Origin of the sequence: Mesorhizobium sp. BH1-1-5 (genome assembly GCF_020165615.1) — a bacterium.
In the GTDB taxonomy this organism is placed as follows: domain Bacteria; phylum Pseudomonadota; class Alphaproteobacteria; order Rhizobiales; family Rhizobiaceae; genus Mesorhizobium.
On record NZ_JAIUIM010000008.1, the window covers coordinates 69,492 to 84,001 of the forward strand.

The 14,510-nt window shown below is 64.6% G+C and carries 10 protein-coding genes; 5 read left to right on the forward strand and 5 right to left on the reverse strand.

Annotated elements, in window-relative coordinates; genetic code table 11:
* Window positions 1-202 precede the first annotated feature (202 nt).
* Window positions 203-976 (forward strand): histidinol-phosphatase, encoded by a 774-nt coding sequence (gene hisN, locus LB572_RS12875; protein WP_224667966.1) that lies wholly within the window; start codon window positions 203-205, stop codon window positions 974-976.
* A gap of 45 nt (window positions 977-1,021) precedes the next feature.
* On the opposite strand, the gene LB572_RS12880 is transcribed toward hisN, so the two are convergent.
* On the reverse strand, window positions 1,022-1,978 hold the full coding sequence (locus LB572_RS12880) for an alpha/beta fold hydrolase (RefSeq protein ID WP_224667967.1): 957 nt from the start codon (window positions 1,976-1,978) through the stop codon (window positions 1,022-1,024).
* A 522-nt stretch (window positions 1,979-2,500) separates the two neighbouring features.
* Here LB572_RS12880 and LB572_RS12885 point away from each other — a divergent pair.
* Both LB572_RS12885 and LB572_RS12890 read left to right on the forward strand, forming a co-directional pair.
* A complete protein-coding gene (locus LB572_RS12885) occupies window positions 2,501-2,968 on the forward strand; it encodes an Hsp20 family protein (RefSeq protein WP_140807267.1) in 468 nt (155 codons plus the stop codon).
* Between the two features lie 135 nt (window positions 2,969-3,103).
* The gene (locus LB572_RS12890; protein ID WP_224667968.1) at window positions 3,104-3,856 is read left to right on the forward strand and encodes a sulfite exporter TauE/SafE family protein; all 753 of its coding nucleotides are present in this window, start codon (window positions 3,104-3,106) and stop codon (window positions 3,854-3,856) included.
* Here LB572_RS12890 and LB572_RS12895 read toward each other — a convergent pair.
* Window positions 3,853-4,755, reverse strand: coding sequence for an MBL fold metallo-hydrolase (locus LB572_RS12895; protein ID WP_224667969.1), 903 nt, complete (start codon window positions 4,753-4,755; stop codon window positions 3,853-3,855). The genes LB572_RS12890 and LB572_RS12895 overlap by 4 nt on opposite strands.
* A gap of 10 nt (window positions 4,756-4,765) precedes the next feature.
* The gene (locus LB572_RS12900) at window positions 4,766-5,815 is read right to left on the reverse strand and encodes a threonine aldolase family protein (protein ID WP_224667970.1); all 1,050 of its coding nucleotides are present in this window, start codon (window positions 5,813-5,815) and stop codon (window positions 4,766-4,768) included.
* A 492-nt stretch (window positions 5,816-6,307) separates the two neighbouring features.
* Here LB572_RS12900 and gltB point away from each other — a divergent pair, with 492 nt between their 5' ends.
* Both gltB and LB572_RS12910 read left to right on the forward strand, forming a co-directional pair.
* On the forward strand, window positions 6,308-11,032 hold the full coding sequence (gene gltB, locus LB572_RS12905) for a glutamate synthase large subunit (protein WP_224667971.1): 4,725 nt from the start codon (window positions 6,308-6,310) through the stop codon (window positions 11,030-11,032).
* A gap of 141 nt (window positions 11,033-11,173) precedes the next feature.
* On the forward strand, window positions 11,174-12,628 hold the full coding sequence (locus tag LB572_RS12910) for a glutamate synthase subunit beta (protein ID WP_224667972.1): 1,455 nt from the start codon (window positions 11,174-11,176) through the stop codon (window positions 12,626-12,628).
* A gap of 39 nt (window positions 12,629-12,667) precedes the next feature.
* Here LB572_RS12910 and LB572_RS12915 read toward each other — a convergent pair whose 3' ends face one another.
* Window positions 12,668-13,075: an MAPEG family protein gene (locus LB572_RS12915; protein WP_224667973.1), complete on the reverse strand. Its 408-nt coding sequence runs from the start codon at window positions 13,073-13,075 to the stop codon at window positions 12,668-12,670.
* 210 nt (window positions 13,076-13,285) lie between these two features.
* A complete protein-coding gene (locus LB572_RS12920; protein ID WP_224667974.1) occupies window positions 13,286-14,500 on the reverse strand; it encodes a DUF459 domain-containing protein in 1,215 nt (404 codons plus the stop codon).
* Window positions 14,501-14,510: the final 10 nt, after the last annotated feature.

Genomic DNA, 14,510 nt, shown 5'->3' on the forward strand with positions numbered 1-14,510 from the left:
ACCTGTCCGATGACAAAATTATTGTGCGCCGCACAAATGTCAATCGACAGCGGGCTTTTTTAATTCAATATGATGTGGAAATTCCGCTTCGGCGGTTCAGATGTGGCATTCGGGCAACAGAAAGCGGGCGCCTGACCGGTTTTCAGCGCGCCTGTTCTGCGAGAAAGAGCGGCTGGCAAGAGCCGCGATGGTGGAGAACGAGTTGGATATCAGCACCGATTTCATGCGGCGCATCGCGCATGCCGCCGCCGCCGAGACCTTGCCGCGCTTCCGCAGCCAGGGGACGGTCGCCAACAAGGAGGCGGGAAGCTTCGACCCGGTAACGGAGGCCGACCGCGAGGCCGAGCGCGTCATCCGGGCGCTGATCTCCGCCGAATATCCCGAGCATGGCATCCTCGGCGAGGAGCATGGCAGCCAGAACCTTTCCAGCCGGCATGTCTGGGTGATCGATCCGATCGACGGCACCCGCGCCTTCATTTCCGGCATCCCGGTCTGGGGAACGCTGGTCGGGCTGACCGTCGATGGCGATGCGGTCGCCGGCATGATGTCGCAACCTTTCACCGGCGAGTTGTTCTACACCAACGCTTCCGGTTCGCACTATGAGGGACCGGGCGGCCCGCGCAGGCTCGCGACCCGCAAGACGACCGATCTTGCGCAAGCGACGCTGTTCACGACCACGCCGGCCCTGTTCAAGGGCGATGCGCGCAAGCGCTACGACCAGTTCGAGACAAAGGTCCAACTCGCCCGCTACGGCACCGATTGCTATGCCTTCGCCATGCTGGCGGCCGGCAGCATCGACATCGTCGCCGATCCGGGCCTGAAGCCCTACGACATCGTCGCGCTGATCCCGCTCATCGAGAAGGCCGGCGGCGTCATCACCACTTTCGAAGGCGGTCCGGCCGAGAAGGGCGGCGACGTACTGGCGGCCGCGACGCCAGAACTGCACGCGGCGGCGATGGCGGCGCTGCGCGGTTGATCCACGGCGCCGCGACGGCCGGCCGCCGCCGGATTTCGATCGCGCTCAGGGAGCGTCGCCGGTGCCCGGAATGAAGGCGTCGAAAGCGGCCAGGAGCTGCTCGCGATAGATGTCCTTCTCCTGCAGGATTTCGTGCTCGGCGCCGTCGATCATCAACAGCGAGCCGACGCGCAGTTTCCTGGCATAGGCTTCCACCGCCTTGGTCGAGACCACCCGGTCGGCGCCGGCGGCGACGATCAGCATCGGCACCTTGACCCTTGCCATGAAATCCGGATCGCTGACGGCTTCCGCGGCCGCCGCTGCCGCTTTCAGCCAGCGGATCGTCGGGCCGCCGAGCGCCAGCTGCGGCCAGGCCTCGTAGATGCCGACATTGCGCCGGTAGCGTGCGGGATCCGAAGTCACCTTGTTCACTTCGAAGGCGGGCGGAACTTTCGGCCGCGGACCGAGCACGGCGTAGAGCCTGCCGAGGCCCAGCGCGCAGAAAATCGCGCAGACGCGCCGCACCGTGCTTATCGAAACCTGCAGGTCTGGCACGGCGAGGAAGGGTGCCAGCAGCACCATGCGCCGCACGCGATTGACCATCGACGGCGAGGCAAGCAGCGCAATCACCGCTCCCGTGGAATGGGCGAGGATGTAATAGGGGCCGCGGCAGTCGGGCAGCACGATCTCCTCGAAGAATTGCTCGAGGTCGCGCATGTAGTCGCGGAAGCTGCGGACATAGCCGCGCTGGCGGTCGCGCAGCAGGCGGCTGGAATCGCCCTGGCCGCGCCAGTCGAGGACGGCGACGCCGAAGCCGCGATCGGCGAGATCGCGGATGGTTTCGAAATATTTCTCGATGCATTCGTTGCGCCCGGTCAGCAGGACGACAGTGCCTTGAAGCGGACGGGCCACGGCGGCGAAGATGCCGTAGCGGATCTTCTTGCCGTCAGGCGTGGTGAAGAAGCCGCCCGCGGCATTCTGCGGCGCGGGATTGTCCTCGGTCAGATGGAAAAGATCCGTCATTCGGCGCGTCGTTGCTTGTTCTTTGCCCGGACGGGCGAGGCGTCGGCATGGTGATAGACGGCCAGACGGCAAAAGCAAAGGCGTTGCGAGGATTTACGCGGCAACTCCCAAAGGAAGGCCGGAAGTGCCTCCGGCGCACTTCCGGCCTCTGTCGATCCGGGAGGAAGGGACGTTGCACCCGGTTCGGCCCCGTCGCGGCGCGGAAAAAGAGGCGGCGCCGCTTGTCTGTCTGTCTCAACGCAATTCCGGACGGAAAACCGCTTCACACTTTTCCTGGAATTGCTCGAACTTGACCAAAGCTTAAGGCCGGCCGGCTGAACGGATGCCGAAGCCCGAGTTCATCCGCCGTTCATCAACGTGGCCGCATTGCGACCGCGGCGAAAACCTTGAAATGGGTTTTTGAGCTTCCCAAATGAGGGTTGCGGCCGCCGATTGTCGGGGTCGCTGGCCTATCCGGAACGCCTTGCGAGGGTTTCGCACCGGGCCACACGCAAACCATGTTGCTCAACAGGAGAACACCTTATGCGTCACGTTGATTTTTCCCCGCTTTATCGCTCGACCGTCGGCTTCGACCGGCTGTTCACCATGCTCGACTCGCTCGGCCAGCCCGAGACCGCGCAGACCTACCCGCCCTACAATATCGAGCGTACCGGCGAGAACGCCTATCGCATCTCGATGGCCGTTGCCGGCTTCTCGGAAGACGAGATTTCGATCGAAGCCCACCGCAACGTGCTGACCGTCAAGGGCGAGCGCAAGGAAGAGGGTAATGACGAGGGTTCCGAGCTGCTCTATCGCGGCATTGCCTCGCGCTCCTTCGAGCGCCGTTTCCAGCTGGCCGACCACGTCGAAGTGGATGGCGCCACGCTGAAGAATGGCCTGCTCTTCGTCGACCTCAAGCGCAACATTCCCGAGGAGCTGAAGCCGCGCAAGATCGCGATCACCCAGTCCTCGGAAAAGGCCAAGCAGATCGAGGCCAAGGCCGCCGCGTAACCCGCGGACCGCATCAAAGACGACGTCTCCCTCCCGAGACGGAAGCGGCGCCGAGAGGCCCCGCTTTTTGTTGTGCCACCGGCAACGAGCCTTTCTGGCTCTTTTGGAGCGTGCAGCGACGGATCATGAAGGGCGATGTCCGATTTTTCCCTGCTGCTGACAGCCACGGTCGCAATCACTTTCCTGCTCGCCGGCATCGTCAAGGGCGTGACCGGCATGGGCCTGCCGACGCTGGCGATGGGATTGCTGGGCGCCATCATGCCGCCGGTGACGGCGGCATCGCTGCTCATCGTGCCGTCCTTCGTCACCAATGTCTGGCAGCTTTTCGCCGGCCCGAGTTTTTCCGCGATCCTGCGCCGGCTGTGGCTGATGATGGCGGGCATCCTGATCGGCACCGTCGCCGGTTCGCGGCTGCTCGCCAGCGACAACGTCAAATGGACGACCGCCGGCCTCGGCGCGGCATTGATCGTCTATGCCGCCTACAGCCTGCTCGCGCGGCAGCCGACGGTGCCGGCATGCGCCGAGCGCTGGTCGTCGCCGGTCGTGGGTTTCCTCACCGGCCTGGTCACCGGCGGCACCGGCGTCTTCGTGGTGCCCGCCGTCCCCTATATCCAGGCGCTGGGCTTGAGCCGGGACGACCTGATCCAGGCGCTCGGTCTTTCCTTCACCGTGTCGACGATCGCCCTGGCGTTGGGCCTCGCCTCGCATGGCGCCTTCGAGGCCGGACATCTGGCGATGTCCGCGCTTGCCGTGCTGCCGGCCTTGCTCGGCATGTGGCTGGGGCAGGTGCTGCGCCAGAAAATCAGCCCGGCGACTTTCCGCCGCTGGTTCCTGATTTTTCTGATCCTGCTCGGCGTCGAGCTGCTGCTGCGGCCCTTGCTGGCCTAGCGCGCATTACCGGCGCTTGCCGCGAGAACAGCCTCGACATTCTGCCGGTGAACGGCTTCGTATGGCGCGAAATATTCGGTCGCCGTCGTGGCAAACATGTCGTTGCCGAAGGTCCTTAGATCCTGCTTCGCCAGGTCGGGGTCTTGCCGGCAGGCAAGCAGCTTTCGAACATAGGCTTCGGTCGCTTCGATGAAACTTCTGTCGTAGCCGCCCGCTTCGATCGCCTGCAGAGAACCGTGGTTGGGCAGGATGCGGTCGAACTGCCAGCCGGCCATGCGCTCGAGGTCGACCAGATGTTCGCTCAGGCGTTCCGGTTCCGAGACATAGGTGACGGAATCTTCCAGCGTGTCGCCGGCCAGAAGCAGGCCGGCGTCGGGCATCAGCAGCACCGTGCCGTCATGGCTGTGGATTTCGACCTGGCGCAGCTCGACAGCAACAGTGCCCACCGTCAGGCTGAGGCTGTCCTCGAACATCCTGTTGGGCAGCACGAGCGGCCTGATCGGCGGATTGCTGCTTTCGATGTCCGTCCGTCCGCGTTCAAGCGCCGAGGCGGTGAGGTTGTTGGCGATGATCTCGCAATCCTGGAACACTTCGTTGCCGGCGATATGGTCGTCATGCCAGTGGCTGAGAACGACACGTATCGAGGTCGCGCCCATGTCCTCGAGGGTGCGCCGGATGAAGCGGGCATGGGGCAGGGAGACGTGCGTGTCATAGACGAGCGCCTGCGATCCATCGACGATCGCATAGGTGCAGATGCCGAGCATATAAGCGCCGTCGTCGAGCCAGTTCGGCTCGTCCGACCAGATGCGAACGCCATCGACACGACCATCATAGAAGCCCAGCACATTCGGCGCCGGCAGGACCAGCCGCATCGTCGAGCCGAGAGGCGGTCTGGTCATCAGTTTACCCTCAAGCCAGCAACCGGCCGAGATGGTCGATCTCCTGCGCCGTCGTCGCGAAGCTGGCGACGAAGCGGTAGATCGCTTCGCTGTCGCCGATATGACCGTCGAAGCCCTGCGGCAAGCCCCATTCGTGGAATTTGGCGCCGGCCGCCTGCAACTTCCCGGCGGTCTCGCGGTTGAGGATGGCGAACACCTCATTGGCCTGCGGCAGCCAGGCGAGCTTGCCCGCCGGCGCATCCTCGATCGTCTCGGCCAGGTGTGCTGCCATCTGATTGGCGTGGCCGGCCATCCGCAGCCACAGATCGTCGGTGAAATAGGCCTCGAACTGGGCCGAGATGAAGCGCGCCTTTGAGAAGGTCTGCCCGGCGCGCTGGCGCAGCAGGCGCAGGTCCTTGCCGACATCCGGATTGAGGATCACCACCGCGTCGGCCATCCAGCAGCCATTCTTGGTGCCGCCGAAGGAGATGAGGTCGACGCCGCTCTTCCAGGTCATTTCGGCCGGGCTGACGCCGGTCGCCGCAATCGCATTGGCGAAGCGCGCGCCATCCATGTGCAGCGGCAGCTTGTGGCGGCGGCTGACCTCGGCGATCGCCTGGACGTCGTCGACGCTGTAGACCGTGCCGACCTCGGTTGCCTGGGTGACGGTGACCGCCATCGGCTGGCCGGCAGGGGCCAGATCCTGCGAATAGCGTTTGATGGCCCGGTCGAGAGCTTCAGGGTTGATGCGTCCCAGTGGTCCCGGCACCGGCGCCATGCGCGCGCCGCCGGTGTAGAAACCCATCGCGCCGAACTCGTCGACATTCATATGCGCTTCGGAATGGCAGAGCGCGATGCCGCCGATGCGGTTCAGCGCAGCCATCGAAAGCGCGTTGGCCGCGGTGCCGGTCGCGACGAAGAAGACCTGCACCTCGCGCTCGAAGATCTCGCTGAAGCGGCGATAGACGGCGCGGTCCAGATCGCCGTCTCCATAGGCGACAGCGGTGCCGGCGGCATGGCGCGAAAGGTTGGCCGAAATGTCGGGGTGGACGCCCGCCCAGTTGTCGGATGCAAAGAACATCGAGAAGTCCATATCGTGATTGGCAAAAGCGGCGGGACTTGACCGCTTCGCCAGTCGAAGCGCAAGGGCCAATCGTCGGCAAAGCGGTGAAGCCAGCGCGTCGCCTCGACAGGCCTGGACCAAAGCTTGCGTTTCCGGCGCCCGTCACGAAATTTTGTGTCGTGGTGACACCAAGTTTTTTGTGAATCGGTCTTGTGTGCCTCCCTGATTTCTGCCATAAAAAATTTAGGACAGTAGTGCTGTCTTATTTTGTCGCACAAAACAGGCTGGACTGGCGTATCATCATTGCCATTCCGGCCATTGTCGCGAGCGGCGGGTAGACGGCCCGGCTCTGGCCTGTACGATACCGGATGCGAACCGGGCGTATAGCCTTATGGTTCGATGGATTTCGCGAGACGTGCAGCAGGATCAAAGGGGAAGCACTCTCGCTTCCCAAGGCAAACCAGCGCCCTGAGACAGTCGGGGTCAAGGTGGAGAACGGAGGATAGGACGATGACGGAACTGACGCCATCTGCGATCAACGGCCAGGCCGCGCAGACGAAAGCGGCAGCCGTTAAACGCCCGACTCATACCACCGCCAACGGCATGGTTGCGCAGGGCCTCTATGATCCGCGCAACGAGCATGACGCCTGCGGCGTCGGCTTCATCGCCAATATGAAGGGCGCGAAGTCGCACGGGATCGTCGAGGACGGCCTGGCGATGCTGGAGAACCTCACCCATCGCGGCGCCGTCGGCGCCGATCCGCTGGTCGGCGACGGCGCCGGCGTTCTGGTGCAGATCCCGGACGGCTTCTTCCGTGAGGAAATGGCCGCCAAGGGCGTCGACCTGCCGCCGGCCGGCCAATATGGCGTCGGCCACTGGTTCATGCCGCAGGACCCAACGCTGCGCGCCCATATCGAAGAGATCATTGCCGAATCGGCGCAGTCGGAAGGGCTGCCGCTCATCGGTTTCCGCGACGTGCCGGTCGACAATTCATCGCTGTCGAAGGCGCCGGGTATCGTCGCGTCCGAGCCGTTCCACCGGCAGGTGTTCATCGGCCGCACGGCCGACATTCCCGACGACGAGGAATATGAGGCGCGGCTCTATTTGCTGCGCAAGGTGATCTCGGGCCGCATCTACGCCGAGAATGACAACAAGGATATCGGCGCCTATTGCGTGTCTCTGTCGGCGCGCACCATCGTCTACAAGGGCATGTTCCTGGCCTACCAGGTCGGCGCCTACTACAAGGACCTCAAGGATCCGCGTTTCGAGACGGCGCTGATCCTGGTCCACCAGCGCTTCTCGACCAACACCTTCCCGTCGTGGAAGCTGGCGCATCCCTACCGCATGGTCGCGCATAATGGCGAGATCAACACGGTGCGCGGCAACAACAACTGGATGGCGGCGCGCCAGGCCTCGGTCGATTCCGAGCTGTTCGGCAACAACATCTCGAAGCTGTGGCCGATCTCCTATGAGGGCCAGTCTGACACGGCGTGCTTCGACAACGCGCTCGAGTTCCTGTTCCAGGGCGGCTACTCGCTCAGCCACGCCATGATGATGCTGATCCCGGAAGCCTGGGCCGGCAACAAGCTCATGGACGCCGACCGCAAGGCTTTCTACGAGTACCACGCGGCGCTCATGGAGCCGTGGGACGGACCGGCGGCGGTGGTGTTCACCGACGGCCGCCAGATCGGCGCCACGCTCGACCGCAACGGCCTGCGCCCGGCGCGCTACATCGTCACCGATGACGACCGCGTCATCATGGCTTCCGAAGCCGGCGTGCTACCGGTGCCGGAGGAAAAGATCGTGCAGAAGTGGCGGCTGCAGCCCGGCCGCATGCTGCTGATCGATCTCGCGAAGGGTCGAATCGTCTCCGACGAGGAGATCAAGTCGGAGATCGCGACCAGGCATCCCTACAAGACCTGGCTCGCCAACACGCAGCTCATTCTGGAAGACTTGAAGCCGGTCGAGCCGCGCGCGCTGCGCAAGGATGTCAGCCTGCTCGATCGCCAGCAGTCCTTCGGCTACACGCAGGAAGACACCAAGCTTCTGATGGCGCCGATGGCCACCACCGGCCAGGAAGCGGTCGGCTCGATGGGCACCGACACGCCGATCTCGGCGATGTCGGACAAGTCGAAGCTGCTCTACACCTATTTCAAGCAGAACTTCGCCCAGGTCACCAACCCGCCGATCGACCCGATCCGCGAGGAGCTGGTGATGAGCCTGGTGTCGTTCATCGGGCCGCGGCCGAACATCTTCGACCTCGTCGGCACGTCGCGCCGCAAGCGGCTCGAAGTGCGCCAGCCGATCCTGACCAATGGCGATCTGGAGAAGATCCGCTCCATCGGCCACACCGAGGACCGTTTCGACACCAAGACGATCGACATCACCTACGGTTCCAACGAGGGCGCCGCTGGCATGCAGGGCGCCATCGACCGGCTCTGCGAGCGGGCGGAAGCGGCGGTCGCCGGCGGCTACAACATCATCATCTTGTCCGACCGCCAGGTCGGACCGGACCGCATCGCCATCCCTTCGCTGCTGGCGACGGCGGCCGTGCATCATCACCTGATCCGCAAGGGCCTGCGCACCTCGGTCGGCCTCGTGGTGGAGACTGGCGAGCCGCGTGAAGTGCATCACTTCTGCTGCCTCGCCGGCTATGGCGCCGAGGCAATCAACCCCTATCTCGCCTTCGACACGCTGCTCGACATGCACAAGCGCGGCGAGCTGCCGGAAGAAGTCGACGAATACGAGGTGGTCTCGCGCTACATCAAGTCGATCGGCAAGGGCATCCTCAAGGTGATGTCCAAGATGGGCATCTCGACCTACCAGTCCTATTGCGGCGCGCAGATCTTCGACGCCATCGGGCTGAAGTCGGACTTCGTCGAGAAGTATTTCACCGGCACGGCGACGCTGATCGAAGGCGTCGGCCTGGACGAGATCGCCACCGAGACGCTCAGCCGCCATACGGACGCCTTCGGCAGCGATCCGGTGCTGCGCAACAACCTCGAGGTCGGCGGCGAATATATGTACCGCATGCGCGGCGAGGCCCATATGTGGTCGCCCGATGCGGTCGCCAGCCTGCAGCATGCCGTGCGCCAGGGCTCGTGGGACACGTTCAAGGACTATTCGGCGCAAATCGACAGCGCGACCGCGCGGGCCCAGACCATCCGCGGCCTGTTCAAGATCAGAACAGCGGACGAGACCGGGCGCAAGAAGGTTTCGATCGACGAGGTCATGCCGGCAGCCGAGATCGTCAAGCGCTTCTCGACCGGGGCGATGTCGTTCGGCTCGATCTCGCGGGAGGCGCATACCACGCTGGCGCGCGCCATGAACGCCATCGGCGGCAAGTCGAACACCGGCGAGGGCGGCGAAGAGGCTGACCGCTATCTGCCGCTGCCCGGCGGCGGCAAAAACCCGGAACGCTCGGCGATCAAGCAGGTCGCTTCCGGCCGGTTCGGCGTCACGGCGGAGTATCTAGTCAATTCCGATATGATGCAGATCAAGGTCGCGCAAGGCGCCAAGCCCGGCGAGGGCGGCCAGCTGCCCGGACACAAGGTCGACGCGACCATCGCCAAGGTCAGGCATTCGACGCCCGGCGTCGGCCTGATCTCGCCGCCGCCGCATCACGACATCTATTCGATCGAGGATCTGGCGCAGCTGATCTACGACCTGAAGAACGTCAATCCGGCGGCCGACGTCTCGGTCAAGCTGGTGTCGGAGGTCGGCGTCGGCACGGTCGCGGCGGGTGTCGCCAAGGCGCGCGCCGACCACATCACCATCTCGGGCTATGACGGCGGCACCGGCGCCTCGCCGCTAACCTCGCTCAAGCATGCCGGCAGCCCATGGGAAATGGGCCTCGCCGAAACGCACCAGACGCTGGTGCTCAACGGGCTGCGCTCGCGCGTCGCGCTGCAGGTCGACGGCGGCTTGCGCACCGGGCGCGACGTCATCATCGGCGCGCTGCTCGGCGCCGACGAGTTCGGCTTCTCGACCGCGCCGCTGATCGCGGCCGGCTGCATCATGATGCGCAAGTGCCATCTGAACACTTGTCCCGTCGGCGTCGCGACGCAGGACCCGGTGCTGCGCAAGCGCTTCAAGGGCACGCCCGAGCACGTCATCAACTTCTTCTTCTACGTGGCGGAAGAGGTGCGGGCGCTGCTTGCCGAGATGGGCTTCACGCACATCGACCAGATCATCGGCGACAGCGACCTCCTGGAGAAGCGCGACGTCATCCAGCACTGGAAGGCGCGCGGGCTCGACTTCTCGAAGATGTTCTTCAAGCCGGATGCGCCGCATGAGGCGCTGCACTGGACCGAGCGGCAGAAGCATCCGATCGACGACGTGCTCGACCGCAAGCTGATCGAGCTGGCGAAGCCGGCGCTGGACGCCAAGCAGCCCGTCACCATCGAGCTGCCGATCCGCAACGTCGATCGCTCGACGGGCGCGATGCTGTCGGGCGAGGTCGCCAAGCGCTTCAAGCACAAGGGTCTGCGCGAAGACACGATCCAGGTGAAGCTCACCGGCACCGCCGGGCAGTCGTTCGCCGCGTTCCTCGCGCGCGGCATCTCCTTCGAGCTGGTCGGCGCCGGCAACGACTATGTCGGCAAGGGCCTGTCGGGCGGGCGCATCGTCATCCGCCCGCCGGAAGAGGCTAGAATCGTCGCGGCGGACTCGATCATCGTCGGCAATACGGTGCTCTACGGCGCGACCGAAGGCGAGGCTTACTTCGCCGGTGTCGCCGGCGAGCGCTTCGCCGTGCGCAATTCGGGCGTCGCCGCCGTCGTCGAGGGCGTCGGCGACCATGGCTGCGAGTATATGACCGGCGGCATCGTCGTCGTGCTCGGCAAGACTGGGCGCAACTTCGCGGCCGGCATGTCGGGCGGCGTCGCCTATGTGCTGGACGAGAAGGGCGATTTCGCCGAACGCTGCAACATGGCGATGGTCGAGCTCGAGCCGGTCCCGGAAGAGGACGATTTGATGGAGAAGCTGCTCCATCATGGCGGCGACCTCGACCATAAGGGCCGCGTCGACGTCTCCGGCGACATGACCAGCCATGACGAGGAACGGCTCTACCAGCTGATCTCGAACCACGTGCATTTCACCGGTTCGGTGCGTGGTCGCGAGATCCTCGACGACTGGCAGAATTTCAGGCCGAAATTCCGAAAAATCATGCCGGTGGAATATCGCCGCGCGCTGATCGAGATGGAACGCATGCGCATGAGCGTGGCGGCGGAATAGTTTCGGGCATGGCCGGGATGACGACTTCCCGGCCGGCATCCTCACCAACAATCCTGACCCCGTACCGCGGTTGCCATGGCAGCCCTAAGGGGTTAACGGGTGCGCGACAAAAGCGTGCCTTCGGACAGCAGGGACTGGACTATGGGCAAGGTAACAGGCTTTCTCGAGATCGACCGGCAGGTGCACAAGTACCAGCCAGCCTCCGACCGCATCCGGCATTTCCGAGAATTCACCCTGCCGATGTCGGACAAGGAGGTCGAGAAACAGGCCGCGCGCTGCATGGATTGCGGCATTCCGTTCTGCCACGGGCCGACCGGCTGTCCGATCCACAACCAGATCCCGGACTGGAACGACCTCGTCTACAATGGCGATTGGGACAACGCGATCCGCAACCTGCATTCGACCAACAATTTCCCGGAATTCACAGGCCGCATCTGCCCGGCGCCCTGCGAGGAAGCCTGCACGCTGAACCTCGAGGACATTCCGGTCGCCATCAAGACGGTCGAGCAGGCGATCGCCGACAAGGCCTATGAGACCGGCCATATCCGGCCGTATCCGCCGGAAAAGAAGACCGGCAAGCGGGTCGCCGTCATCGGCTCCGGCCCGGCCGGCATGGCAGCGGCGCAGCAGCTCGGCCGCGCCGGCCACGACGTGCATGTCTATGAGCGCGAGAGCCGCCCCGGCGGGCTGATGCGCTACGGCATTCCGGACTTCAAGATCGAGAAGCACTATATCGACCGACGCATCGAGCAGATGCAGGGCGAGGGCGTGACTTTCCATTGCGGCGTCAATGTCGGCGTCGACATGAAGGTGGCCGATCTCATCGAGGAGTTCGACGCCGTGCTTTATTGCGGCGGCTCCGAAACGCCGCGCCCGGCCGGCATTCCGGGCAGCGACCTCAGCGGCGTCTATGACGCCATGCCCTATCTGGTGCAGCAGAACCGCCGCGTCGGCGGCGAGCCGATCCAGTCGGTGGCGTGGCCCTCGCACCCGATCATCGCGGGCGGCCAGCATGTCGTCGTGGTCGGCGGCGGCGATACCGCGTCCGACTGCATCGGCACCGCCTTCCGCCAGGGCGCGGTACGCGTGACCCAGCTCGATATCCGTCCGCAGCCGCCGGAGAAGGAAGACAAGCTGTCGGTATGGCCCTACTGGGCGACGAAGATGCGCACGTCCTCCTCGCAGGCCGAGGGCGCCGAGCGCGAATTCCAGGTGGCGACGCTCGAATTCATCGGCGAGGAAGGCCAACTGACCGGCGTGCGCTGCTGCGAGGTCGACGACAAGCGCAAGCCGATCGCCGGCAGCGAATTCGTCATCCGCGCCGATCTCGCCTTCATCGCCATCGGCTTTGCCGGACCGGCGGGCGACAGCCTGATGAAAGAGCTCGACGGCAGGATCAAGGTCGTCACCGACAGCCGCCGCTCGAACAATGTCGAGGCCAATGACCGCGACTACCGGACCAGCGTCGACAAGCTCTATGCCGCCGGCGACGTGCGCCGCGGCCAGTCGCTGGTGGTGTGGGCGATCCGCGAGGGTCGCCAGGCGGCGCGCTCGATCGACGAGACGCTGATGGGATCGACGGTGCTGCCGCGCTGAAGGGGGCTAACGAGCCGCAGCCTTTCGCGAAGCGCCGCTCTAGCTGAGCAACAGCTTCATCGCCCAATAGAGGCCGATGGCCATCTGGACCGCGAACGCTGAAAACCGAGCCTTGACTGCGGTCGGGCTCGTCGACGTCAAATGAATGGCCGACTGCACCAGCCGGGCGCCGAGAAACCAATATGCGAGCGGATCGGTAATCGAGGCGCGCGAACTCATCATGGCCACGGCCATGAGACCCCCGAATATGGGAAGGCCCTCGATGCAATTGGCGTGGGCGCGCGCCAGCCGCTGCAAGAAGGGCGAAAGGCCGGCATTGTCCGGTGCGAAGCCATTCGCGGGGACGCGGCCGCTCAGCACAAGATGGGTGCGCAGGATTTCCATCCATGTGAGCAATAAGAGGGACCAAGTCACGAACCCAAGCAAGGCATAGCCCGTTGCCGACATATTCGCCCCCGACTTTGACTTCGGCCAAAATCCAACAATGCCATTGTTCGGCTTGGCGCGAAATTGCCGCAAGAGCGGTTCACCGTTTCGTGGAAACGCCGAACCGCTCTATCCTCTTGTTTTACGCAATTCCGGACGGAAGGTTAGGGCGAAGACGCCGAACTTAACCGCTCACAGTTTTCCTGGAATTGCTCTACGCAGGAATATCGGTCAAGGAGTTGCCGGCGTCTGGCCGGGATCGACAGCCGCGGTCGCCGGCGGCTTCGGCGGCCAGGAGAAATCGTCGGCGCGGCCTGGCGAGGCCGCCGGCGCCTTGCCTTCCAGGATCAGCTTTTCGCCGGGCAGATTCGGATCGGCTCTGGCCGGTTGCGCGGCGCCGAGCAGTTCGGTGCCGCCATCGAGCGACGGATCGCCCAGCAGCATCGGCGCGGTGCGGTCGACGATGACGGGCGCGGCGGCCGGCTTCGGCGCCTCGACTGGGGCACCGGCTGGCGCCGACACGGTCGTGACGCTTCCCGGCGCCGCCAGGCCGAGGATCTTGGCCAACGGCTTTTCGGTGTAGAAGGCGAGCTTGCGCTTGCCGGCCTTGGTGACGTTGATGCCGTCGTCGGAACGCAGGCGAACCGGCTGGCCGTTGATGTCCGGACCGGAGGTGACGAAAGCGCCGTTCTCGTCGACGAAGCCGTCCCAGACATCGACGAACTCGCCGCCGTGACTTTGGGCGGCCGAATGATAGATGTCGTTGAAGGCAAGCATGTCGGAGTTCATCTTCGACACACGGAAAGCCGGCATGCCGACCCATAGGAACGGCACCTTGGTGTCCTGCAGGGCCTTGCCCAGCGCATCGGTGCGGCGCTCATACTCCTTGGTCCAGTTCTCCGAGCGCGGCTGCTCGCGCACGTCGCCGACCTTCATCTGCTGGCGGTCGTTGGAGCCGAGCATGACGATCACGGCGGCCGGCTTCTCGGTCTCGATCAGCGATTTGATCTCGGCCGGCCAGTTGTAGACGTCGTCGCGCACGAACCCGGACGAGCCGTTGGCGCGGGCGACGATCCGGACGGCGGGATTGTCGGCAAAAGCGGTGTCCAGGCCTTCGGCCAGCCCGCCTGCAAGGAAATCGCCGACCACCAGCACGACGCGGGCGTCGTTCGTCTTCTCGACGATCGGCGTTTCGGGTTCGGCCGGCGGGCGCGGCTTGGGCTTCTTCTTCGGTTTCGGCCTTGCCTTCTGGACTTCGACCGGCGGCTCGACGCGTTCGCTGCGGCGCGGGAACAGGAGATCACGCAGCGACCAGCCGCGGCTTTCCTCCTGCGCGAATGCCGGTGCGTGGAAGGCGCCTGCGGCCGTGACGACCAGCACGGCAAGGGCGAGAATCAGGATCGGCGCCCGACGAATGCCCTGCCTGATACGCGCGACCGACACCAAACACCTCTCC

What these genes read in the sequence shown, in the direction of transcription:
- LB572_RS12880 (WP_224667967.1), bottom strand. Translation starts at nt 1,978, where the DNA reads ATGACGGATCTTTTCCATCTGACCGAGGACAATCCCGCGCCGCAGAAT.
- LB572_RS12885 (WP_140807267.1), top strand. Translation starts at nt 2,501, where the DNA reads ATGCGTCACGTTGATTTTTCCCCGCTTTATCGCTCGACCGTCGGCTTC.
- LB572_RS12890 (WP_224667968.1), top strand. Translation starts at nt 3,104, where the DNA reads ATGTCCGATTTTTCCCTGCTGCTGACAGCCACGGTCGCAATCACTTTC.
- LB572_RS12895 (WP_224667969.1), bottom strand. Translation starts at nt 4,755, where the DNA reads ATGACCAGACCGCCTCTCGGCTCGACGATGCGGCTGGTCCTGCCGGCG.
- LB572_RS12900 (WP_224667970.1), bottom strand. Translation starts at nt 5,815, where the DNA reads ATGTTCTTTGCATCCGACAACTGGGCGGGCGTCCACCCCGACATTTCG.
- gltB (WP_224667971.1), top strand. Translation starts at nt 6,308, where the DNA reads ATGACGGAACTGACGCCATCTGCGATCAACGGCCAGGCCGCGCAGACG.
- LB572_RS12910 (WP_224667972.1), top strand. Translation starts at nt 11,174, where the DNA reads ATGGGCAAGGTAACAGGCTTTCTCGAGATCGACCGGCAGGTGCACAAG.
- LB572_RS12915 (WP_224667973.1), bottom strand. Translation starts at nt 13,075, where the DNA reads ATGTCGGCAACGGGCTATGCCTTGCTTGGGTTCGTGACTTGGTCCCTC.